General features: G+C 40.5%; 15 protein-coding genes and 1 pseudogene. 8 read left to right on the top strand and 8 right to left on the bottom strand.

Annotation, left to right across the window (positions count from 1 at the left end):
• The first annotated feature begins 186 nt into the window (after nucleotides 1-186).
• The 4 genes from KK487_RS04135 to hemL all read left to right on the top strand — a co-directional run bounded on the left by KK487_RS04135 (nucleotide 187) and on the right by hemL (nucleotide 4,766).
• A complete protein-coding gene (locus KK487_RS04135; RefSeq protein ID WP_013464337.1) occupies nucleotides 187-1,869 on the top strand; it encodes a chloride channel protein in 1,683 nt (560 codons plus the stop codon).
• A gap of 16 nt (nucleotides 1,870-1,885) precedes the next feature.
• On the top strand, nucleotides 1,886-2,320 hold the full coding sequence (locus KK487_RS04130; protein WP_010391077.1) for a CopD family protein: 435 nt from the start codon (nucleotides 1,886-1,888) through the stop codon (nucleotides 2,318-2,320).
• Nucleotides 2,321-2,431: 111 nt separating this feature from the next.
• The gene (locus tag KK487_RS04125; RefSeq protein WP_013464336.1) at nucleotides 2,432-3,448 is read left to right on the top strand and encodes an aspartate carbamoyltransferase; all 1,017 of its coding nucleotides are present in this window, start codon (nucleotides 2,432-2,434) and stop codon (nucleotides 3,446-3,448) included.
• A gap of 37 nt (nucleotides 3,449-3,485) precedes the next feature.
• Nucleotides 3,486-4,766, top strand: a complete 1,281-nt coding sequence (gene hemL, locus KK487_RS04120; protein ID WP_024601882.1) for a glutamate-1-semialdehyde 2,1-aminomutase — start codon at nucleotides 3,486-3,488, stop codon at nucleotides 4,764-4,766.
• An 88-nt stretch (nucleotides 4,767-4,854) separates the two neighbouring features.
• Here the strand turns inward: hemL and KK487_RS04115 are convergent, their stop codons facing one another.
• The 5 genes from KK487_RS04115 to KK487_RS04095 form a co-directional block, all read right to left on the bottom strand.
• Entirely contained in the window at nucleotides 4,855-7,875 is a 3,021-nt protein-coding gene (locus KK487_RS04115; protein WP_128583256.1) for a TonB-dependent receptor, read from the bottom strand.
• A gap of 236 nt (nucleotides 7,876-8,111) precedes the next feature.
• Nucleotides 8,112-10,445, bottom strand: coding sequence for a penicillin-binding protein 1B (mrcB, locus tag KK487_RS04110; protein WP_138686408.1), 2,334 nt, complete (start codon nucleotides 10,443-10,445; stop codon nucleotides 8,112-8,114).
• A gap of 138 nt (nucleotides 10,446-10,583) precedes the next feature.
• A complete protein-coding gene (locus tag KK487_RS04105; protein WP_138764156.1) occupies nucleotides 10,584-11,813 on the bottom strand; it encodes an ammonium transporter AmtB in 1,230 nt (409 codons plus the stop codon).
• Between the two features lie 9 nt (nucleotides 11,814-11,822).
• Nucleotides 11,823-12,161 carry a P-II family nitrogen regulator gene (locus KK487_RS04100; protein WP_010391070.1) on the bottom strand — a complete coding sequence of 113 codons (339 nt, stop codon included), beginning with the start codon at nucleotides 12,159-12,161 and terminating at the stop codon, nucleotides 11,823-11,825.
• A gap of 255 nt (nucleotides 12,162-12,416) precedes the next feature.
• Nucleotides 12,417-13,199 (bottom strand): response regulator, encoded by a 783-nt coding sequence (locus KK487_RS04095; protein WP_138764157.1) that lies wholly within the window; start codon nucleotides 13,197-13,199, stop codon nucleotides 12,417-12,419.
• 304 nt (nucleotides 13,200-13,503) lie between these two features.
• Here KK487_RS04095 and KK487_RS04090 point away from each other — a divergent pair, with 304 nt between their 5' ends.
• Nucleotides 13,504-15,021 (top strand): S10 family peptidase, encoded by a 1,518-nt coding sequence (locus KK487_RS04090; RefSeq protein ID WP_128583258.1) that lies wholly within the window; start codon nucleotides 13,504-13,506, stop codon nucleotides 15,019-15,021.
• Between the two features lie 48 nt (nucleotides 15,022-15,069).
• On the opposite strand, the pseudogene KK487_RS04085 reads toward KK487_RS04090, so the two are convergent.
• Both KK487_RS04085 and KK487_RS04080 read right to left on the bottom strand, forming a co-directional pair.
• Nucleotides 15,070-15,761 (bottom strand): annotated as a pseudogene (locus KK487_RS04085) (START domain-containing protein).
• The gene (locus KK487_RS04080) at nucleotides 15,761-17,281 is read right to left on the bottom strand and encodes a CYTH and CHAD domain-containing protein (protein ID WP_138764158.1); all 1,521 of its coding nucleotides are present in this window, start codon (nucleotides 17,279-17,281) and stop codon (nucleotides 15,761-15,763) included. The pseudogene KK487_RS04085 and the gene KK487_RS04080 overlap by 1 nt, the downstream one beginning before the upstream one ends.
• Before the next feature lie 212 nt (nucleotides 17,282-17,493).
• Here KK487_RS04080 and KK487_RS04075 point away from each other — a divergent pair, with 212 nt between their 5' ends.
• Nucleotides 17,494-18,099 carry a TIGR04211 family SH3 domain-containing protein gene (locus tag KK487_RS04075; protein WP_013464329.1) on the top strand — a complete coding sequence of 202 codons (606 nt, stop codon included), beginning with the start codon at nucleotides 17,494-17,496 and terminating at the stop codon, nucleotides 18,097-18,099.
• A 91-nt stretch (nucleotides 18,100-18,190) separates the two neighbouring features.
• Here the strand turns inward: KK487_RS04075 and KK487_RS04070 are convergent, their stop codons facing one another.
• The gene (locus tag KK487_RS04070; protein ID WP_016899359.1) at nucleotides 18,191-18,673 is read right to left on the bottom strand and encodes a winged helix-turn-helix transcriptional regulator; all 483 of its coding nucleotides are present in this window, start codon (nucleotides 18,671-18,673) and stop codon (nucleotides 18,191-18,193) included.
• A gap of 169 nt (nucleotides 18,674-18,842) precedes the next feature.
• Between KK487_RS04070 and putA the strand changes: the two genes are divergently transcribed.
• Complete coding sequence (putA, locus tag KK487_RS04065) at nucleotides 18,843-22,646, top strand: bifunctional proline dehydrogenase/L-glutamate gamma-semialdehyde dehydrogenase PutA (protein WP_013464326.1); 3,804 nt, start codon at nucleotides 18,843-18,845, stop codon at nucleotides 22,644-22,646.
• Nucleotides 22,647-22,756: 110 nt separating this feature from the next.
• Complete coding sequence (locus tag KK487_RS04060; RefSeq protein ID WP_024601878.1) at nucleotides 22,757-23,953, top strand: cyclic di-GMP phosphodiesterase; 1,197 nt, start codon at nucleotides 22,757-22,759, stop codon at nucleotides 23,951-23,953.
• Nucleotides 23,954-23,960 lie beyond the last annotated feature (7 nt).

The following is a 23,960-nucleotide window of genomic DNA, read 5'->3' as shown; positions in this document are numbered from 1 at the left end:
GTGTTTTAATCAAGTATAGTAAGCTCGCGTTTATAAGCTTTAATTAAAACAATGCGCGTTTAATCTGTTCTGTGAATCAATATACTATAAATTTAATTTAAATTAATCGGTTGTTAAAAATCTCAAGGACTTCCCTAGACTATTTTGATAAACTTGACGCCTAAAAATGCTACGGGGAAATAAAGCATGTGGCTTGAGCGACTGAGACGTCGATTAGCAAAACCAAAAACATCCGTACAGTTATGCTTATTGGGCGTAAGTGCCGGATTAATTGCTGCATTTTTCATTATACTGTTTCGCCTAACCATTTTATTTTTTCAAAGCTTATTTTTAGAAACCCCTGACGACTTTACTACTCTCCCTACCCTAGAACGGGTATTAATGCCTTTAGTTGCTGCACTTCTGATAGCCACATTTGCGGCTTTTACCGGCTTTAAACATTACCGCTTGGGTATCCCTTTTGTAATACACAGAATAAAACGTCATTACGGGCAAATGCCACTTTATAATACGGTTAACCAGTTTGTAGGCGGCGCGCTGGCACTGATCAGCGGTTTTTCTGTTGGCCGCGAAGGCCCCTCAGTTCATATGGGAGCAGCGGGGGCAAGCATATTAGCAAATAAACTACACTTACCCCACAACGCTATGCGTACCCTCAGTGGTTGTGGTGTTGCCGCGGGCATTGCTGCATCGTTCAACACCCCCCTGGCTGCGGTTATTTTTGTAATGGAAGTGGTGCTCAGAGAATACAAAGTGCATATTTTTGTGCCGATTATGCTTGCAGCCGTTACCGGCGCATTAGCAACACAGTTTGTATTTGGTGAAGGCTCAGAACTTGCGCTAATAACCATTGCCCCTTTAAGTGGGTGGCACTACCCCTATTTAATTTTATGCGGCATGGGATTAGGCGCGGTGGCTTATGCTTTTAATCAGAATTTAATGTTAATTATTAAAACCTTTAAACCACTTAGTATGTTTCCACGTTTAATGATTGCAGGGTGTATTGCCAGCTTAATTGCCTATGCAGTTCCACAAGCAATGGGCTCGGGTATGAGCGCTATCACTATTGCGGTTGAGTCACCTGAAAATATTCAACTACTCACCACTATTTTAATTGCTAAGTTATTAGCCACCTTATTTGCTATTGGCTTAGGTATTCCTGGTGGGTTGATAGGTCCGGTTATTGGGCTGGGCGTTTTAACCGGTACTTTAATGGCATTTTTTGCTCAATTTATTAGCCCCGGCACCGATATAGCCGGCACTTACGGGGTGCTGGGCATGGCAGGATTATTAGCGGCCACACTACACTCCCCCTTAGCGGCACTGACCACCGTAATGGAGCTGACCTCGTCACCGGAAATTATTGTGCCAGCGATGATCGTCATTACTACCGCCTACGTTACAGCTTTACAGGTATTTGGTAACCGCTCCATATTTTTACAGCAATTAGACTTTCAAGGGCTTCCCTATCATGTCTCTCCCGCCACTGAAGCCTTACAGAAAGTAGGAGTGATGGATGACATGGATGAAGACTTTAAACTGCTCTACTCCGACGATAAAGAGCAAATAAAAAACAGTCTAGATGCCATGGACAGTCAAACACCATTAATTGTATTTGATGAAGAAAATGGTTATCGCCTAGCTGAATATGACTTAAGTTTAATGTCTGATCAGGCGGTCAATATAAAATACATTAGCTTACAAGGTATTAGCAGCCAAGCCACCCTTGCAGATGCATTTGAAATTCTGAATGATAAACGCAGTGGTGCACTTTATGTATATAACTTATTAGATAATCAACAAATTATGGGATTACTAAGGTGGGATCAAATCCACCATATTTTAACCATACGTAACAGTTTACTTTAACAATAATGAGAACAATATGAGCGCATTATTAATCTACAAAACCTTGCACGTATTTTTTATGATTGCTTGGTTTGCCGGTATTTTTTACCTACCTCGACTTTTTGTTTATCACGCTATGAGTGAAGAAAAATCGTGTAACTCAATGCTAAAAGTAATGGAACGTCGGCTACTTTATTTTGTTACACCCTTTGCGGTGCTTACCGCAGTATTTGGCGTATTGACTATTGTTGAATACGGCCGAGAATGGTTTCGTTACAGCATGTGGCTGCATTACAAACTCGTGCTGGTGATTATTTTATATATTTATCATGGCTACTGTTTCAAATTGTTAGCTGATTTTAAACACGATAGAAATACCAAAAGCGATCGGTTTTATCGCATTTTCAACGAGCTACCTGTTTTAGCGCTACTCGTTATTGTCGCTTTGGCGATTATTAAGCCAAGCTTTTAGCAAAGGCTTATAAATTACGCTGCCAAGTCGCATACTAAGTTTGTATAATACGCGCGATTGCGTGCTCCTTTGTGGATTATCGCGCCTTTTTGAATAACTAGGAATAACCCCATGTTCAGTTTCCAAGGTGAAAATATACTCTCTGTTAATCAACTCGACCGAGACTGTATTGAACGCATATTTGCTGTGGCAAAAAAAATGGAGCCATACGCTAAAAAACAAAAGCGGACCAACGTGCTTGAAGGCGCTATTTTAGCAAATCTGTTTTTTGAACCCAGTACACGTACTCGTGTTAGTTTTGGCACTGCGTTTAACTTACTCGGTGGACTAGTTCGTGAAACCACCGGCATGCAAAGCTCTGCGCTTGCTAAGGGCGAATCACTTTATGACACCGCACGAGTTATTTCAGCTTATGCTGATGCTGTTGCTATGCGCCATCCTGACTCAGGCTCGGTAGCTGAATTTGCAACAGGTTGCAGCGTACCAGTAATAAACGGTGGTGACGGACCCAATGAGCACCCTACCCAAGCATTGCTTGATTTATTAACTATTGAGCGTGAACTTAACCGCTTCGATCAAAATATCGATGGTATGCATATTGCGCTAGTCGGCGATTTAAAATATGGCCGTACTGTTCACTCACTCTCTAAGTTACTGTGCCATTACAAAGACATTAAGTTTTCGATGGTTGCCCCTAATGGCTTGCAAATGCCTGACTCAATTTTATCTGCGGTTGAAAATGCCGGTCATAAAATTGAACTGGTAGATAAAATGGAAGGTAACTTAGCAGCCGATATCGTTTATCAAACACGAATCCAAGAAGAGCGTTTTCCATCACAAGAAGAAGCTAATAAGTATCGTGGTGGATTTAGAATTAGCCAGTCTATTTATAATACTCATTGCAAACCTAATTCAGTATTAATGCACCCGCTTCCTCGCGATAGTCGCCTAGAGGCAAACGAACTTGATAACGACTTAAATGCTAACGACAATCTAGCGATATTCCGCCAAGTACAAAATGGCGTACTCATTCGTATGGCACTGTTTGCTTTAACCCTCGGCGTAGAAAACAAAGTCGAGCAGTATGAAGTAAGCGTTCCTTGGTTTAGCCGCAAACGCGACAGCTAAGCTTTAATTTTAAAGTGATAAAACAATAGGATTTTTCATGACAATTAGCCAAGACTTATTTAAACGAGCTCAAGACTCTATTCCTGGTGGAGTAAATTCGCCAGTGCGTGCATTTAATGGTGTAGGTGGTACTCCGCTGTTTATTACTAAAGCACAGGGCGCGTTTACATTTGATGCTGATGGCAACCGTTACATCGATTATGTAGGCTCTTGGGGTCCAATGATTATGGGCCACAATCACCCTGAAATTAAACAAGCAGTGCATGACGCGGTAGAAAATGGTTTAAGCTACGGAGCGCCTACTGAAGCTGAAATTTTAATGGCTGAAAAAGTAAAAGAGCTAGTACCATCAATCGAAAAAGTACGCATGGTGAGCTCTGGTACTGAAGCAACAATGAGTGCAATTCGTTTAGCCCGTGGTTTTACTGGTCGTGACAAAATCTTAAAATTTGAAGGGTGTTACCACGGCCATGCAGACTCATTACTAGTAAAAGCCGGCTCTGGCGCATTAACTATGGGTGTACCTAACTCTCCAGGTATTCCTGAAGATTTAGCTAAGCACACACTCACCGTTTCGTTTAACAATATTGAAGAAGTGAAAGCGATTTTTGCCAAGTACGCCGATGAAATTGCGTGTATTATTGTTGAACCAGTTGCCGGTAACATGAACTGTATTCCACCAGTGCCCGGCTTTTTAGAAGGTCTGCGTGAAGTATGTGATCAATACCAATCCGTGCTTATTTTTGATGAAGTAATGACAGGTTTTCGTGTCGCCCTTGGTGGCGCTCAAGCGTATTACAACATCAAACCAGACTTAACCTGTTTAGGTAAAGTAATTGGTGGTGGCATGCCAGTAGGCGCGTTTGGTGGTAAAACAGAAATCATGGATTACATAGCTCCTGTAGGCCCTGTTTATCAAGCGGGTACACTTTCAGGTAACCCTATTGCGATGGCAGCAGGCTTAAAATCACTTGAACTACTAAGCGCTCCTGGCGTGCATGATAAGTTAGAAGCCATTAGTAAAGCGATTTGTGAAGGCTTTGAAGCCGCAGCTAAAAAAGCAGGTATTGCCTTAACGACTAACTACGCTGGCGGTATGTATGGCTTTTTCTTCACCGATGCAGAAAAAGTAACTACTTACAAACAAGCCACTGAATGTGATTTAGAGCGCTTTAAAAAGTTCTTCCACTTAATGCTTGAAGAAGGGGTTTATTTAGCGCCTTCAGCGTTTGAAGCTGGTTTTGTGTGTGCTGCGCACACAGAGCAAGAAGTTCAAGCAACGATTGAAGCAGCAGAGCGCGCTTTTGCTAAGCTATAACGTTTAGTTTTTAAAAACGCTTACCCATAAAAAAAGCCCTTTCGGGCTTTTTTTGTTTTTTAACGCTATTGAATCGTTATTCTGTTGATTAGAATCGAGCTTCAAATCCTATACGAACATAACGTGGAGTCTGCCAAGAGTAAGCAGCGTCATGGTAAGCATTAACTTCGCCTTCATTTTGCTCGTAATGCTCATTTACAGACGCTTCTGACTGACTATTTAATATGTTGAACACATTGATTGATGCTCTCATATCAATATCTGAAACAGTAAAGTCATATGCAGCAGATAAATCTAAGTTAAATGTCCATGGTGTACGACCATTTGTACCACGGTCATGCTTCTCATAGATTTTTTCTTCTTGCTCACATTCACCATTACCATTGGTATCAGGACACTCATTTGTGTAAATGTAGAAAGTATCACCCCAACCACCATTTAGATTTGGATCTTTTGACGGGTAACCTTGGCCGAATAAACTTTTAGGACGACCACTTTGTAATGTTGCATTCCAACCTACAGTCAAGTTTTCAACTGGCTCCCAACTACCAAAGAATTTAAATGTATGACGACGATCATTAGGTTGATAACCCTGAGAGCCATCCATTACAGCTGGGAAGTCGAAGTCTTGTGTAATACCCGCATCAGCTTGGCCAATATCGGATTTAACAGCACCTTCAAAGTTACCAACACTTCGTGCCCATGTATAACCAAACTGGTAACGAATCGTATCAGCCTGATAATTTAAGTTAAACTCTACGGCGGTATATTCATTATTAGCCTTAGGTAAACCAATAGTGTCGGCAGAGTAAGTCGTTAGTGAACCTTCATCTGGAACACCGTCGTTATCAAAGCTTGAATCACCCCAATCAGTACCATTCCAATAGTAACCATCACTATACCAGCTAGAAGATGAACCAGGATTAATCATCACACAATATGGGTAAGCATAACGACCACAGTAATCATCTAATGCAGTAGCAACTTCACGATAAACACCTTTAATACCAACAGTGTACTCATCATTTAGTGCTTGCTGTACACCTAGAATATATTCATCTTTTGAAAATGGTTCGGCTTCTTGTGCTTGGAAAATATCTTTTTCTGGAATAACCGGAACACCACTCACTTGTTGTGAGTTTGCTAAACCGCCCGTCCCAAGAGTATCAGCCAAAGGAGCTAAACCTGTAGGTGCTCCTGTCGTTGCATCAACACCCGTATATGTATAAGCAGTAGTAATATCACTTACCCCAGATGCTGCACGGAAAATAGTGTTGTTTGCAACAGGTAAGTAATAACGTCCATAAGTACCATATACTTTAGTGTCGCCAGTGCTCGTTGGATCCCACGTGAAACCTAAACGAGGAGCAACATCCGTTTTGAAGCTTGTAAGTAGCTTATCTGTTGTGCCCCAACTGTCAAACTCATCGATACGTAAGCCAACAGTTACCGCAAAATCATCTGTTACTTGCCAATTATCTTCTATGTAATAAGCCGTAAGCTCTGACTTAAAGCTACCGCCACCATCAAAGACTCGATCTTCAACGTATTGCAATACGTTACCAGTATTGTTTGTTAATGCGCCATTATCAGCTTGAAAGCTACCGTTAGCTGCAAGTGTTCTGTAGTCGTAACTGTGGCCACCGATAGGACGGCTCACACGCTCAGATTCACGCTCTTGATAATCGATACCAAAGCTAATCTGATGGTCTTGCCAAACATACTCAATATCAAGGCGGTACTGAGTATTTTCATCATTATTTGCACCAAAGCTACCACCAGCACCACAACCAGTGATTGGATTAGAAGTACCACGAGAATCTGTAATACTTGGGCAAATTAAGTTTTCTGATTGCGTTTCATACTCAGTCTCAATTGTACCAGCCATTGCTGTGACAACTAAATCTTCAGTTAGTACACCTGTGTAACTCAAGCTTTGCGCTTCGCCACCACGCTTAAGTAATGCACCATCTTTGCGGTCGCCTATAACACCGTTGTTGTAATCATAAACAGAACGCTCAATATCACGACGATTTGAATAAGCAAAATAGCTTAAGCGATGGTTTTCATTAATATCCCAATCGAGTTTACCACCCCAGAATAAATTATCTCCGCCAGATGCAGATTCTTCTCGGTACTGATCGTTCGGTGAAAATTCATCTCCACCCCAAGTATAAGACGACTCAGTATCACGAGGGTTTATTAAACCATAGAAAAAAAGTGTGTCTTCAATAAGTGGGCCACCAACGGCAAGTGTAACGTCAGTCTTGTTATCAGAGTCATAGCTTTCATCTCTGAAAATTTGACCTGCTCCATTATTGCCACGAGAAATGCTGCCCTCTTCTTGCAAAGAATCAGGTTGGTACTGAACTACAGCAGAAAATTCCCACTCGTTAGTACCACCTTTTGTAGTTGTATTAATAGTACCACCAGTAGCTCGACCAAACTTGGCTGAATAACCACCTGTTTTAACTTGAAATTGATCATAAAATTCAAACGGAACTTCACCACACCCTAAACCTTGGCGAGTATTAGTAACTTCTAATCCATTAATATAACACGCATTTTCAGCAACAGAAGAACCGCCAAATGATGCTGTATTACCAAACGCGCTATCGCCTTTTACTGCGCCAGGTGCTAATAATGCAACTGATGTCAAATCACGATTAATTGGCATTCTGTCAATTTCAGCATCTGTAATAACTAGGCCCGAATCTGCTGTTGAAAGATCTATTGATGAAATACGAGCACCAACGACTTGAATTACCTCTGGGCCCGAAGAGTCGAAACTGTTAAGATCAAAATTAGCTTTTGAATTAGCACCTAAAGATACTCTAACGCGGTCTTCAGCAACTACAGCATCGCCTTTTAATATTTGTATCTCGTAACTACCTGTAGGCAGGGAAGCAAAACGAAAGGTACCTTCACTAGAGATATTTAGAGTACGCTCTAAACCAGTTGCAGGGTTTTTAACTTTTACAGTGTAAGAACTATTATCATTAATATTATTAACAGTTCCTATTACATCAGATGCAACAGCAGGTAATGCTAGACCTAAGGATGCTGATACGGCAATAGCCGTTATACTTTTCTTAAATATTGATTTCATTATTTATCCCTGTTTGAAATTATAATTATATGCCTTAAAGGCATATTTATAATATTCCCATGAAACAAAAATGCAAACAAAATAAACACTTAATTAACATAAAAACTTAAAAAAATTACATTGAAAGGGCTAGATGGTTCTTTTACTATGAAAATAAAAACCCAGATATCTTACAAGCCTCTTAGCTAAAGTAATGCATAAAAAAAGCCCTTTCGGGCTTTTTTTGTTTTTACTATTTAACGAATACATTCTGGTCTTGGTTTAAACTCACTGGCTCTAAGCGGTAGCTGAATCACTTTGCCACAGCCCGGTGGTGCTTGCTTCCCAGTTTGCTCGTTTACAAATGCCCACCTAATTGAAGGCGGACGGGTATCGGCAATTGCTTGCGGGTTTAGCGGTTTTAAATAACGAATATAGGTTTCAAGCGCGCCAACACTGCCGGTTAAGCCGGTGCTTTTATTATCGTCACGGCCTATCCATGCAACCGTCACTGTATTTTGATCAAATCCAGCAAACCAACTGTCGCGTAATTCATTACTGGTGCCTGTTTTACCTGCTAACTGAATCGACGGAAAATGTAAGTTTAAGCGCTTAGCGGTGCCATCTTTAGTTACTCGCTTCATAGCATATTTGGTCATGTACATGGCATCTTTATCAAAACGTTGCTCGTTAATTACTTTGTGCTTATAAAGTACTTTACCAACAGAGTCGGTTAACGCAGAAATAGACGTCAGCTCTCTGTATTCACCGTCTGCTGCAATCGTGGTATAAAGCTGTGCCACTTCAAAGCTCGACATTTCAATAGCCCCTAATAACAACGATGGGTATTCATTAATATAACCTTTAGCTCCTAACCCTCTGAGCGTGTTAGCCACTTTATCGACGCCTACATCAAGCCCTAAGTTAACTGCCGGTATATTAATACTGTGGCTAAATGCTTTATAAAGAGGCATGGCACCACGGTATTGATGATCAAAGTTTTCTGGCTGCCATACGTTACCCTCCTCGTTGGTGACTTGAACAGGCGAGTCATCAAGTAACGTCGCTAAGTTATAATGAGGAAGCTGCAGTGCACTTAAATACACTGCAGGTTTAACTAATGAGCCAATATTTCGTTTGGTATCGAGCACGCGGTTAAATCCTGAGTAGCGTACATCACGTCCAGCGACTAACGCTGATACACCGGCTTTTTCAACATTAACGGAGATCATCGCCGCTTCTAACTCTTTGGTATTTGGACGTCTTTCTAAATAAGGTAAACTGGCCTGAATCGACTCTTCCATCGCGGTTTGTTTTTGTAAATCGAAGTAGGTAAATACACGCACACCCGCATCCAATACGTCTTGATCGGGTAGCAGCTGTTTGAGCTCGCGATTAACCAACTCTAAGTAACCTGGATAAGACTTTTGCAAGCTGGCTTTCATTGGTGCAATATCAATTGCGCGCTTTAACGAGGCTCTATACTCTTTAGTAGAAATAAGTTTGTTATCGACCATTAAACGCAGCACTAGGTCACGACGCTCCATCGCACGTTCTTTGTAACGTCTAGGATTGTAATAAGATGGGCCTTTAACCATAGCCACCAGCAAGGCAATTTGGTCGTACTCGAGTTCATCAACAGGTTTGGCAAAGTAAAACTCGGCGGCCAGCCCCATTCCATGTACTCCTTGGTTGTATGACTGACCTAAGTACACTTCGTTTAAATAGGCTTCGAGAATCTGATCTTTTGAGTAACGGTAATCAAGAATAAGCGCAATAAAGGCTTCATTAATTTTACGCACTAACGAACGCTCACGGGTAAGGTAAATATTTTTAGCCAGCTGCTGGGTTAATGTGCTCCCCCCTTGCACGGTGCGCCCTGCGCGAATATTGGTATACAAAGCGCGTAAAATTGAAAATACCGATACACCGTGATGATCATAAAAATCGCGGTCTTCAACTACTAATAAGGTATTTTTAAGCATGTCAGGAAATTTATCTAATGGTACAAACTCTCTATCTTGTTTTGAGTCATTACCAATACGGGCTATTTGTACAGGCTCTAATCTGGCAGTGTTTAAGCGACGGCCAAACTTATCTTTAATACTGGCTACCTTCTCTCCAGAGAAACGCAACTCAATAACATGAGCGCTCTCTAAACCATCATAAAATTCAAAGTCACGACGAAAAATCTTAATACTATTGGCTGTTTTAATATACTGCCCAGTCCGGCTTAAGCGATTAACCGCCGTGTAGTTTAAGCGCTTAAGCTCCCATAATACTTCTTGCTCTGATAAAAACTGGCCTGGAAAAAACGTCATTGAGCGAGCATACACTTGTGCCGGAAGTTGCCATTTATTACCTTCAAACTGGCGAGTTATTTTTGCATCAAGGTAAATAAAATAAAGTGCAATAGCGATAAACGTCGCCAGACTCAGTTTCCAAAAAATAGAAAACAACGTTTTAAAAAGTGGCCGTTTTGCGGTGCTTGAAGTTTTTTTAGTCGCACTTTTTCGCGCCGATGATTTAGATGTCTTTGTAGCGCGCTTAGTCGAGGGTTTACTGGTCGATGTTTTCTTTTTTTCAGCCATTTAAGTGTAATATATTCCGAAGGTTAATTTAACGCGAGGAGCTTATCACATTACTCTAGCACCTGAAAAATTAACCTCCCCTGAAATCAAAAAAGCCCTAACAGAGTAGGGCTTTGATTGAACACACAATACTTTAAATTAATTACTTCTAACTGATACAAACTCTGGATAAGCATCAATACCACAATCGTGTTGATCCATACCGTTTAACTCTTCTTCTTCGGTAACACGAATACCCATGGTTTGCTTGAGGATTGCCCATACAATGAATGAAGCAATAAACACAAAACCAATAATACATAGTAGGCCAATCAACTGATTAACAATGCTGGCCTCAGCATTAGTAACAGGCACTAGCACTATACCTAGGATGCCACACACACCGTGAACAGAAATAGCGCCCACGGGATCATCTATCTTCGCTTTGTCCAGTGCGACAATACTAAGTATCACTAATGAGCCACCTAGTAAGCCAAATAAACACGCCATTAGTGGTGATGGTGATAATGGGTCTGCAGTAATAACCACTAAGCCTGCAAGTGCACCATTAAGTACCATGGTTAAATCAGCTTTGCCCCATAACAGTTTACATAAGAACAAGGCTGAAATTGCGCCCATAGCTGCAGCAGCGTTGGTATTAAGTAATATTTGACCTACCGCTGTTGCGTTTTCTTTATCTGAAATTAATAACTGTGATCCGCCGTTAAAGCCAAACCAACCCATCCATAAAATGAATGTGCCTAATGTAGCAAGCGGCAAATTTGAACCTGGAATTGGGTAAATTTCACCATTTCTACCATATTTACCTTTACGTGCACCCAGTAGAATTACACCCGCAAGCGCTGCAGCCGCACCCGTTGCATGGACAATGGCAGAGCCTGCAAAATCAACAAAGCCTAATTCAGATAAGAAGCCGCCACCCCATGTCCAGTAACCTTCAATTGGGTAAATCAAGCCTGTTAGTACCACAGTAAACACTAAGAAAGCCCATAATTTCATACGCTCAGCTACGGCGCCAGATACGATAGACATAGCCGTTGCAACAAACACTACTTGGAAGAAAAAGTCAGACTCTAATGAATGATTAGCATCTGCCGCTTGGCTACCTATTAGCCCACCAAACGAAGGAATAACACCGCCTTCAACATTATCTACGTACATAATGTTGTAGCCTATCAACAAAAACATAGTACACGCGATAGAATAAAGCGCGATATTTTTAGTTAGAATCTCTGTGGTATTTTTAGAGCGCACTAAACCCGCTTCTAACATTGCAAAACCGGCTGCCATCCACATGACTAAGATGCCAGACATTAAAAAGTAAAACGTATCGAGCGAAAACTTCAGCTCTATAATTGTATTTTCCATGTTGCCCCCTTAAATTGCATCATCATCAAGCTCGCCAGTACGAATACGGACGATTTGGTCTAGGTCGTAAACAAAAATTTTGCCGTCACCAATTTTGCCCGTTCCAGCGACTTTGGTAATGGTTTCTACAACGCGTTGGCAATTTTCACTACGAGTAGCAATTTCAAGTTTAATTTTAGGTATAAAGTCAACCTGATATTCAGCACCACGGTATAACTCAGTATGCCCTCTTTGACGTCCAAATCCCTTAACGTCAACCACTGTCATTCCTTCGATGCCTAAATCAGCGAGTGCTTCACGCACATCATCTAGTTTGAATGGCTTTATTATTGCACTGATCATTTTCACAAAGGCCCCCTTAGGACGCTAGCTTGTTATTGTATTTCCTCTATACAATCCAACCTTTGTGCCATTTTTAAATTAATAATAAAAACATAAACTTAAAAAAATAAATAATATATAAAACAAAAAAGCGCACCATTTAGGTGCGCTTTTTTTATGCAAAATACTGCATTGGTGCGAGGTGGTTAAAAGCAAGACGTCATCTCTAGTGACCCGCTGTACAACGTTCTAAGTACTAATTAATTTTTTAAGCATAATGACTTACTCAGTCGCGTCGAGGGATAAATCAGCTCTTATAGCTTCACCCAGCCATAGCGATTCCATAGTTTTTACCACTCGAAAATGAAACTCTTCATGAGTAAAGGGCTTAGTTAAAAAGTCATTTGCACCCGATTTAATAAACTGCGTGGCAACACCATAACTATATACATCGGCCAGACCAATAATGGCTAATTGCTCACGACTTTTAACATTTCGAATTGCTCTAATTAATTCAAACCCATTCATATCAGTTAAATTATGATTAGTAATGACTAACTTAATTGCCCTATTATGGTTAAGTATATGCAATGCTTGAGCGCTATTATCAGCAGTAATAACATCAAATAACTGTTTTTCGAGCATTTGCTTAACCAAGCTACTGCTCAATAAAGAATTATCAACAACTAGCGCTTTTCGCCCTTGGTTACGCAGTAACTGTGCTACAAATTTAATGGCATAAAGGTAAGAGTCACGGTTATCTTTAATAATGTAATCAATAATCCCTAATTCCAGCATTTTTAGGCGCGTGGACTCTTCTAATTGCGTTGTCATTAATAGCGTAGGGATACCTTGCGATAAAATATAGCGAGCAACATTCATATCGTTTTGTCCACTAAGAGGCAAATCAACTAAGGCGAGTGAATAACTTGTTTGGCTCAGGAGTTGTTTGCATTGAGTAAGTGACGAGGCAAAATCAACCAAAACATCAAGGTATTGAGCAGCAATATGTTTGAGTACCTGCTGTACTCTTATATTATCTTCAACAATTAAAACCCGTTGCATAAACTCCCTTTTATTTGCGCTCACTCTTTAAGGTTATAAACCTAAAAAGAAATCACTTTCAATCATCTATATAGAAACAAGTAAAGCGACCAACTACTTAAAAACTTAATTAATAATTAAATTTTTTAATCGCCTTAAACTTACAGTGCGGTATACACATCAAGCATATTTCGCCTGTTTGCTGTGATCAGATTAATCTTAATTACATAAACTCAACGATTATTATCGGCTGCTAGTCTCATTACTTTTGTTTTTTACTCAAATATCGCTATAACTGCAGTACATAAAATAAAAAGGGTCACTTATGAAATTTAGTCGAAGTCTATTTTTACCCATTGCCGCTATTGCGCTCACCCTAAGTAGCGCCTCGTTTGCCGATAATCAACGTCGCATTGATATTGACAGTAAAGTGGTTACCCAGCACAAAGCAAAAATAAATAATGAACGATTTTCTTACACAGTAGCAACTGGCACACAACCGGTATGGGATGACAAGGGAGATGCTATCGCAACCCTTCAATACACTTACTACACGCGCGATAAGGTCGATGATAGAACAAAGCGCCCATTACTTATTTCATTCAATGGTGGCCCAGGCTCAGCATCAGTTTGGATGCATTTAGCATACACCGGCCCACGCGTTTTAAAAATTGACGACGAAGGCTACCCTATTCAACCTTACGGTGTTAAAGATAACCCTTATTCGGTTTTAGACGTAGCCGACATCGTTTACGTAAACCCTGTAAACACGGGTTATTCGCGTGTCGTTGAAGATAAAGATGGTAACCTTCTACCAAAGGATAAACAAAAAGAGTTATTTTTTGGTGTGAATGCCGATATAAAATATCTAGCAGAGTGGCTTAATACTTTTGTATCTCGCAATGAACGCTGGCGCTCTCCTAAATTTTTAATTGGTGAAAGCTATGGTACCACTCGTGTATCAGGCTTAGCGCATGAGCTACAAAATAGTCAATGGATGTACATTAACGGTGTTGTACTCGTTTCACCTACCGATATTGGTATTAAGCGCGATGGTCCTGTAAAAGCCGCTAACCGCCTACCTTATTTTGCAGCCACAGCATGGTACCACAAGGCATTAAGCGCTGATTTACAAGCTAAAGACTTAGACGAGCTATTACCTGAAGTGGAACAGTTTACCGTTAATGAGCTCATTCCCGCGCTTGCAAAAGGCGGATTTATTGCCCCAGATGAAAAACGTCGTATTATTAAAAAAATGGCCAAATATGCAGGTCTATCTGAAACATTTGTTAGTCAAAACAATTTAGATATTCCAACACAGTTTTTTTGGAAAGAGTTATTGCGTGAACGCGGACAAATGGTTGGTCGACTGGATTCGCGCTATTTAGGCATAGATAAACGCGATGCCGGTGAGTCACCAGATTACTGGGCAGAGCTTACATCATGGCTGCACTCTTTCACTCCTGCAATTAACTATTATCTTCGTGAAGAGCTTAATTACAAAACCGATATCAAATATAACTTATTTGGTAACGTTCACCCATGGGACAGAAGCGGAAACAATACCGGTGAAAATTTGCGTTTAGCTATGGCTCAAAACCCTTATTTAAATGTGATGGTTCAGGCGGGTTATTTTGACGGTGCAACCAATTACTTTGATGCCAAGTACACCATGTGGCAATTAGATCCAAGTGGTAAAATGCAAGATAGGTTAAGCTTTAAAGGCTACCGCAGTGGCCATATGATGTACTTACGCCACGCAGATTTAGAAAGCTCTAATAACGATTTACGCGAGTTTATAAAACAGTCTTTACCCAAAGACGGAGAATCCGCTAAATACTAATTAGCTTATATCCACTTAAAAAAGTGACCACTTAGGTCACTTTTTTGCTTATAACCGCGGCAATTCGCCATGTGTGCAATCCCCAGTACGGATGACGGTTGGCTTTGCTGTGTACTGCTTTGTCGTGAGTATTTCAGCTAGATTTATTAGCGTGTTAAAGGTGCTTTTTAGAGCGACTCGGTTATTTAGCCAATTAGGTATACTTCCGCCTGGTAACGCATAAACCTGATAGTCAATATGCAAGTTATTCGCTTGCTGAGTCAGTAACCACGTCGCATCTAATGTGCTTATTCTTATTACCCCTTTAGTTTTAGGTAAAAAATCAGGACGGGCATGAATACTAAGTTGAGTTTGCAACGCGCTGCGTTTCGTATAGCACGAATACGTGACTAAATCTCTATTTGCAACGGGCCAAGGGGAGTCAATAAAGCTGTAAACAAGGTTTTCTGAGGGGCTTAAATATTTCAGTAATTTTACTTTAGCAATATTTTCTATCCAGCGGGGAGCAGCATCGGTATCACTGAATAAGGCGATTAAATCTTCTGCTGTGGTATTTTCACCACCGTTTCAGCTTTCATTTTCAAGGTATCGTCAGTTAAACGCTGAAAATAAACACTTACCCCTTGTTTGCTTTCGTAAAGTTGCCAAGATGGCTGTGAACACACATTGGTAGCAAAACACAAAAGTGAAAAAATCATGCACTTTTGCAGCAAAGTCCGGCTACAAAAGTGCTTAGCCATTAAAGCCAATAAGGTTCTGTATCAAATGAAGCATGTCGACTTTGCTCCATGGCACTGACTAAAAAGTCAGATTTTTGCTCTAACCATAGTTGTATTTTTGCTAGTTGAGCATCTTCTTGCCCGCCACACAGCTGTTTTAAATAATCAAGCGTGCTTAACTCATACATGCCATGAGAAATATCGAGCCAAGGAAGCCTAAATTCTAATCGTTCATCTTTATTAAACAGTGCACCTAAACAGTTACCACTGAGTAAGCTATTTTCTAACTGAGTACGAAAATTTAAATAATCATTGCCCGCTAAACTTTGCTCTTTAGGCAATAAACGGTGTAAATTTTTCCAATCTTTATCAAATAAACGATGAGCAATATCAATAACGGGCTGCTCAGCGTTTTGTAGCTCTGCTTGGCTCCAGTCTTTACGCCACTGCTTATTTATCAGCCATGTTGTTAAGCTCAGCAATAAACGGTTGTAACGCGCACTATGAAAAAGCGCAAAAATATCATCAATACTCGGTTGTAACTCTTTTAAATCATTAATAACTTGAGCTAAGGCGGGCGCACTGTTTATTTTTTTATAAAAAGCATGGCGCTTAGAAGTGTAAGTTTTTAACTGAATGGCATTTTCAACCCATGCTAATTCACTCAATAACCACTTTAGCTCCGTTCTGAGGTGCTCGGTGCTGTCTTTACTGACAATATCATCAAATAACCAAAAGTTATGACGAATTAAACTAATACCGTCGGTCACACGTTTTAATGTTTTTAAACTTGGCTTATCAAAATAGCATTGCTCATGTTTTTGCACAAAGCGAATACCAAAGCCCATGGCTTCAATAAGTGCTTGCTCTTGAGTGGCTTGCTTAGTAAGTTTAACAAAACCGATAGATTTACTCGGTTGTAACGGTGTGTTATCCGCTAGGCGGTAGCCTCTTGCTGCTTTTGAATAAAGCCCCAAGCGCACACTGTTTTGGCTTATTAATTTATCTGCTAAAGCAAATAGCTCGTCTCGGCTACCTTCGACGAGCTCTATTTCGAGCTCGCTAATAATCTCCACTTTACCCGAGGCGGCCACTTCACCTTTATCTAATACCACTTCAATTTTGGCACCATTTTGCGTTTCAATTAACCACGTACGGCGGATAAAATTAGTACTAAATATAGGGTAGAGGTTTTGTGATATAACATCAATTTGCATGCCGTGTGGCCAAATTGATGAATCAAACGCCATTAAATTAGGTCGATTTGTTTCTATGGGAAGGTTATATTCTGGACGTTGATGTAATCCCCCCACCACGTCTCCTGCAAGCTTAATTGTTTGCTCACAGCGCTCGTCTGTACAACGCGTTCTAAAACCAATATCGAGTGCTCTCAGCTCTCTGCTTGGCGTATCATAATAAGCATTTTGCAAACTTTTAGAAGGCTTGTTTGTAACTGTTTTTGCAAATTGAGTAATTAACGAGGGGATCAGTGGAATGACGTCATCTGATACCAAAAACTTCAGTTCTATCTCAGTATCCATTAGGCTTGCGGATTACCCTTAAAATTAATAAGTGCTCAAAATAAACAAAGCAGACCTATATTGCAAATTTTTTAATCATAAACACGCAAGCAAAATACTTTGGTTACAATATCTATCTTGCTATTAAACTATTAAATCCATACTATCTATATACTTATGCGAAATAAAAATCACGTTCACAACGGACACTGCTAGATTAACAAGGTAGATAAATGCTAAAACACTGTTTACTATGGCTGCTTTTAACAGCCGCCCCGTTTATGAGCCAAGCAGAAGAAGCTCAATCAACGCCGCCTACTAATGCTAAAACAGCTTATATAATCGATAACTTGTATACTTTTATGCGTTCAGGCGCCAGTAAAGACTACCGCTTACTCGGTTCTATAGATGCAGGCACGCAACTGACTTTATTATCTGATGAACAAAACGGTTTTATAAAAGTTAAAGATGATAAAGACCGTGAAGGCTGGGTAGAGGCTAAATTCATCAGCGAATCAGCTGGTTTAAAGCAGCAGTATCAAGCGCTTAACAGCGAAATTAGCGCTATGCAAAATAAATTACGCCAAGCGCAAGTAGAATTACCTGAACTACAAGAACAAAACTCACAGCTAACCGAACAAAATGCTCAGCTGTTAGCACAAATAAGTCAATTACAAGACTCGCTTGCTCAAGAACAACAATTAAAGCAAGCAACCAGTGCTAAAGAAAAGCGTCAGCTACTCACTTATGGCGGTGCTATTGCATTTTTAGGTTTGTTCTTAGGAATTATTTTAACCATCGTGTTATCGCGCAGAAAACGCTATGAAGGTTGGGCGTAAGCGCCACCTATATTGCAGGCATAAAAAAAGCATCGAAAGATGCTTTTTTTATGCCTGCAATTTTTAATACCTGCAATAATGTACTCAAAGGTTACATATCTAAACGCAGTCCAGGATCCTGTTTGATTTTTTCTATTACCATGTAAGTGTGGTGTGTACCCACCCCTGGAATATCAACCAAATCACCTAATACTTCTCTGTATTCATCCATATTAGAGACGCGAATTTTTAATAAATAGTCGTAACCACCCGCCACCATATCACATTCAACAACCTGCTTAATTTTAAGAATGTGTTCACGAAACACTTTAAATACCGCTGTATTTGAGGTGACTAACGATACCTGCACATGCGCCACTAGGCTTTGATTGAGCTTTTCCTCGCTTAATTTTGCAAAATATCCCTCTATGTAGCCTTCTTGCTCCAGACGTTTAACTCTATCTAAACAAGGACTAGGACTTAAATTCACTTGTTTTGCGAGGTTAACATTTGAAATTCTACCATTGCGCTGCAAAACGTCTAAAATTGATATATCGATACGATCAAGCAGGCGTAATCTATTCGGATTAGTCATATCAGTATTTTATATGGATAAGTTAATAATATGCCCTGTAAATTATCGTAAAACGGCAAAATTAACCAGCATATTCTGCTGGATTTTAATTAGAATGCACGCTTTACACCAACAACATTTAGCGGTAATTAATAATTACCCTAAGTCTTAACACTCCTGAGGGTTGCTTATGTTATTCAATGGCGATTTAACAACGACTTGTCCGATCAGACAAAAGATCCGTGACTTCTACCGTATAGATGAAAATGCGGTTATTGATCACATTTTACCACTTGCAGAAGTCGGTGTTAAAGCACGAAGCCGTGCATGGGAAAGAGCTCGCCAAATAGTTTTAAACATTCGTAAAGACCAAGACGGTCAAAGCGGTGTTGATGCGCTATTAAATGAATTTTCACTATCGAGTGAAGAGGGTGTGGTATTAATGTGTTTAGCCGAAGCGCTGCTTCGTGTTCCTGATAAAGCAACTCAAGAAACATTAATACGTGATAAATTAGCAAACGGCGATTGGAGCTCTCACTTAGGTAGTAGTGACTCTTTATTCGTTAATGCCTCGTCTTGGGGATTATTAGTAACCGGTAAAATGGTTAACTATAACGATAAGACTAAAGAGCAACAGTTTGGCATACTCAAAAAAACCATTGGTCGTTTAGGCGAGCCAGTTATACGTAAGTCTGTTAACTTTGCTATGAAGATAATGGGCAAACAGTTCGTAATGGGTCGTACCATTAACGAAGCGATTGAGCGTGCTGCTGAAAAAGAGCAAAAAGGCTATGTATATTCTTACGATATGCTAGGCGAAGGTGCTCGCACAATGAAAGACGCCAAGCGTTACTTTGATAGCTACATGAATGCGATTCATGCTATCGGTAAAGCCGCAAATGGCCGTGGTCCAATAAAAAGCCCAGGTATTTCTGTAAAGTTATCGGCTATTCACCCTCGATATGAGTTCACTCATAGAGAGCGTGTAATGGAAGAAATCGTTCCAAAACTAAAAGAGCTAGCCCTTGCCGCTAAAAAATACGATATCGGCTTTACTGTTGATGCTGAAGAAGCTGACCGTTTAGATATTTCTCTTGATGTTATTGAGGCAGTATTTAGCGATGACGATTTAGGCGATTGGCAAGGTTTTGGTTTAGCGGTTCAGGCTTATCAAAAACGCGCTATTTTTGTTATTGAATGGCTAACCGACCTAGCAACTCGTGTGGGTCGAAAAATGATGGTGCGTTTAGTAAAAGGCGCATACTGGGATACAGAAATCAAAACCACACAACAAGATGGTTTAGATTATTTCCCGGTGTTTACCCGTAAAGCAACCACGGATGTATCATATAAAGCGTGTGCGATTAAAATGCTTGAAGCACGTGATGTACTTTACCCTCAATTTGCAACACACAACGCCTACACCGCAGCGACTATTTTAGAAGTAGCCAAAGGTGATAACCAAGGTTTTGAATTCCAACGTCTTCACGGTATGGGTGAATCTTTATTTGACCAAATCGTTGATGAAGAAAAAATTCAGTGCCGCGTATACGCACCGGTCGGCCAACACGAAGACCTGCTTGCTTACCTTGTGCGTCGTTTACTAGAAAACGGCGCTAACTCGTCATTTGTAAATGCCATTGTAGATACCACACAACCGGTTGAAGCATTATTGCCAGATCCTGTTGAAACACTGCAAGGTTTACGTAATAAATACAACACACAGATAAAAATGCCAATTGATTTATACGGTGAAGAACGTGCCAATTCAAAAGGTATGGACTTAACTGATATTAACGTGATCACCCCGTTTAAAGAAAATTTAGACACTTGGTTTGAAGAGCATTTAATTGATGAAAGCCAAGTACCAGAGGGCGCGCTGGCAGTTAAAAACCCTGCAAACCATAAAGAAATTATTGGCCATATAAAATTACAAAATAGCGATGAAATGAAAGTGTTGCTAGCCAACGCTGAAACCGCATTTGAATCATGGTCACAAACACCGGTAAAAGAGCGCGCCAATTTATTACGTCGCGTTGCTGATATTTTAGAGCGCCATCACGATGAGCTTGTTGCTATCTGTATTAAAGAAGCAGGTAAAGTAGCACAAGATGGTATTGATGAAGTACGTGAAGCCGTTGATTTTTGTCGTTACTACGCAGCCCGTGCTGAAGAGCTTGCGCAAGATGAGCGCTTTGAAGCCCGTGGTGTTATTTTATGTATTAGCCCATGGAACTTCCCGCTCGCTATTTTCTTGGGTCAAGTTGCAGCGGCCATAGTTACTGGTAACACGGTTATTGCAAAACCAGCAGAGCAAACCAGCTTAATCGCACTACGTGCCATTGAATTAATGCTATCAGTTGGTTTACCTGAGCACGTTGTACAACCTGTCATTGCTCGCGGTAGCGAAGTAGGTAAAACCATTGTTCCTGATGAGCGTATTCAAGCTGTTATGTTTACTGGTTCAACTGAAACGGGCACGCTTATCTCGCAAACATTAGCGGCACGTAACGATATTCAGGTGCCTTTAATTGCAGAGACTGGCGGCCAAAACTGTATGATTGTTGACTCAACAGCGCTTCCTGAGCAAGTTGTTGATGATGTTATCAGTTCTGGTTTCCAAAGTGCAGGTCAACGCTGTTCAGCATTACGCGTACTCTTTATTCAAGAAGACGTAGCTGATGGCATTATCGATATGCTTAAAGGCGCACTTGCTGAGTTGCATATTGGCGACCCATCATTACTCTCTACAGACGTAGGCCCAGTAATAGATGAAAAAGCGCTTAAAACACTCAACGACCATGTTGAATACCTCAAGGGTAATGCAACACTTCACTATGAGTGTAAAATTCCTGATAACAGCGAAAATGGCGCATTTTTCTTTGCGCCACGTTTATACGAAATTAAAGACTTATCGGTATTGAAACGTGAAGTATTTGGCCCGTGTGTGCATGTTATCCGCTTTAAATCGAGTGAGCTTGATAGTGTTGTCGACCAAATCAACAACACGGGTTACGGCTTAACAATGGGTATCCATTCTCGCATTGAAGAGCGCTGTGAACATTTAGCGAAAATGTCGCGTGCAGGTAACGTATACATCAACCGTAATATGATTGGTGCCATTGTTGGCGTGCAACCGTTTGGTGGCCGTGGACTCTCTGGTACTGGCCCTAAAGCCGGTGGACCAAACTACCTACAACGCCTAATAAAAGAAAAAGCTTCACCAGATAACGTACAAATGACTAACCTAACGCCAGATGAGCTTGATTTACACCACTACAGTGGCGCAAATGAGCAAGTAGAAAAGCTGATGGTTAACTCTATGCGCGATGAAAAAATCTGGCGTGCAACGCCACTGAATGATCGTGTTTCTGCGGTACGTCAGTTATTAGCGAAAGTAGCGACGGTTGAAATTATTGACGACCTCGCGGACGATTTAGCGTTAACACTTGCCGATGCACGTGCTCAGTTAAACCGCTTAGAAAAGCACATGCGTAAATATACAACATTGCCAGGGCCAACAGGTGAGTCGAATACACTTCACCTTGAAGCTCGGGGTTGTGTGGTTTGTTACGCAGATAAAAGCACCTCATTTAACTTTTGGGCACTGTCTATTATTACCGCACTAGCGGCTGGTAATACGGTAATTACTGTTGCATCTGAAATATTTTACGACGAAGCGGTTGCCTTTAGAGATAAGTTTATTGCAACCGGCGTTGCTGAAGGTGTTTTCCAAGTAGCTAAACCAAACCAGTTACAAGCTATATTGGCACACCCTCACCTAGCGGGTGCGGTAGTTGCTGCACGTTCTTCTCGCTTAGGCTACTTCAGCCAACAGCTTGCACAACGTAAAGGCGCAATACTGCCAGTGATCAGCTCAGAGTATTACGACACGCTAATTAAGCGCTTAATTACTGAAAAAACAATCAGTATCGATACAACGGCATCAGGCGGTAACACCTCGTTGATGACGCTTGTTGAAGATGATGAATAGAAAATAGTCATCATTTAATTAAAAAGGCATCAATTTGATGCCTTTTTTTATTTCTAAATGTGAATTTATTTGTTACTTTCTCTAATCATATTTGTTAATTAGAGTTCACTTTGAAAACCATTCCTACTACACAGCTAAAACCTGGTATGTTTGTACAAAAAGTTGTTAAGCAAACTGGCAATATTAGAATAAAAAACCAAGGCTGGGTTAAAACTCAAAGTGGAATTGATAAATTAATAAAATCTGGCATTTTAGAGGTTGAAATCGATCCTGATAAAATGCTCACCTCTGAAGAATCTGAAACACAACCAACGCCTGCTACTAATCACGAAATCAAAAAGCGCGATCCATGGTTAATAACCCACAGCGCTGAGCAAGAAATGAGTAAAGCTAAAAAGCTTTATGATGAAGCAAAAAACTTACAAACCAAAGCATTTGGCGATATAGAATCTGGCCGCACTGTTGATGTTGCTCCTTTTAGGGAGCTGGCTAGCGGGTTTATTGACTCCGTATTTAGAAATCAAGATGCGCTGGCGTGCATTACGCAAATGCGCCAAAAAGATGCCTATTTATTAGAGCACTCGATAAATGTGTCTATTTTAATGAGTATTTTTGCAAAACATCTCAATATTGAAAAACCAATCATTGAAGAACTTGCAACAGGTGCCCTATTGCATGATATGGGAAAAATAAAAATACCTGACGCGATTCTCAACAAACCAGGTCGCTACAGTGACGAAGAATTTAAAGTGATGCAAAACCATGCGCGCTTTAGCAAAGAAATACTAGAAGACGCAGGATTAACGGGGATTGCTGTTGATATCGCAGGTATGCACCATGAGCGCTTAGATGGTAAAGGCTACCCCTTTGGTAAAAAGGGCGATGAAATAAGCCAGTACGTTCGTATGGCCTCTATTGTTGATGTATATGATGCATTAACCGCTGAACGCGTTTATAAAGCGGGTATGGAGCCAATTAAGGCGTTTAAAATATTAAAACAAGGTTGCCCAGATAGCTTTGATGGCGTGCTACTTAATAAGTTTATTCAATGCATTGGTATTCACCCAGTGGGCACGCTGGTAAAACTTTCCAGCCAAAAAGTGGGGCTGGTGACCCAAAGTAATCCTGCAACACCATTAAAACCAGTCGTAAAAACGTTTTTTAATGCCAAACATGGGCGTTACACTGAAGTTCAAGATATTGACTTATCAAGCAAAAGAACACAAGACACGCTTGAATCAGCAGTGAAACCCAAAGAATATAATATAGATTTAGAGGGCTTTTATAAGCACTCTATCTTTAGTTAATTGGCCA

Origin of the sequence: Pseudoalteromonas sp. SiA1 (genome assembly GCF_018732205.1) — a bacterium.
Taxonomy (GTDB): domain Bacteria; phylum Pseudomonadota; class Gammaproteobacteria; order Enterobacterales; family Alteromonadaceae; genus Pseudoalteromonas; species Pseudoalteromonas tetraodonis.
This window is presented reverse-complemented; position numbering and strand designations above follow the sequence as displayed.

Excerpts from the sequence above, each read along its gene's own strand:
- KK487_RS04135 (WP_013464337.1), top strand. The coding sequence starts at position 187 with ATGTGGCTTGAGCGACTGAGACGTCGATTAGCAAAACCAAAAACATCC.
- KK487_RS04130 (WP_010391077.1), top strand. The coding sequence starts at position 1,886 with ATGAGCGCATTATTAATCTACAAAACCTTGCACGTATTTTTTATGATT.
- KK487_RS04125 (WP_013464336.1), top strand. The coding sequence starts at position 2,432 with ATGTTCAGTTTCCAAGGTGAAAATATACTCTCTGTTAATCAACTCGAC.
- hemL (WP_024601882.1), top strand. The coding sequence starts at position 3,486 with ATGACAATTAGCCAAGACTTATTTAAACGAGCTCAAGACTCTATTCCT.
- KK487_RS04115 (WP_128583256.1), bottom strand. The coding sequence starts at position 7,875 with ATGAAATCAATATTTAAGAAAAGTATAACGGCTATTGCCGTATCAGCA.
- mrcB (WP_138686408.1), bottom strand. The coding sequence starts at position 10,445 with ATGGCTGAAAAAAAGAAAACATCGACCAGTAAACCCTCGACTAAGCGC.
- KK487_RS04105 (WP_138764156.1), bottom strand. The coding sequence starts at position 11,813 with ATGGAAAATACAATTATAGAGCTGAAGTTTTCGCTCGATACGTTTTAC.
- KK487_RS04095 (WP_138764157.1), bottom strand. The coding sequence starts at position 13,199 with ATGCAACGGGTTTTAATTGTTGAAGATAATATAAGAGTACAGCAGGTA.
- KK487_RS04090 (WP_128583258.1), top strand. The coding sequence starts at position 13,504 with ATGAAATTTAGTCGAAGTCTATTTTTACCCATTGCCGCTATTGCGCTC.
- KK487_RS04080 (WP_138764158.1), bottom strand. The coding sequence starts at position 17,281 with ATGGATACTGAGATAGAACTGAAGTTTTTGGTATCAGATGACGTCATT.
- KK487_RS04075 (WP_013464329.1), top strand. The coding sequence starts at position 17,494 with ATGCTAAAACACTGTTTACTATGGCTGCTTTTAACAGCCGCCCCGTTT.
- KK487_RS04070 (WP_016899359.1), bottom strand. The coding sequence starts at position 18,673 with ATGACTAATCCGAATAGATTACGCCTGCTTGATCGTATCGATATATCA.
- putA (WP_013464326.1), top strand. The coding sequence starts at position 18,843 with ATGTTATTCAATGGCGATTTAACAACGACTTGTCCGATCAGACAAAAG.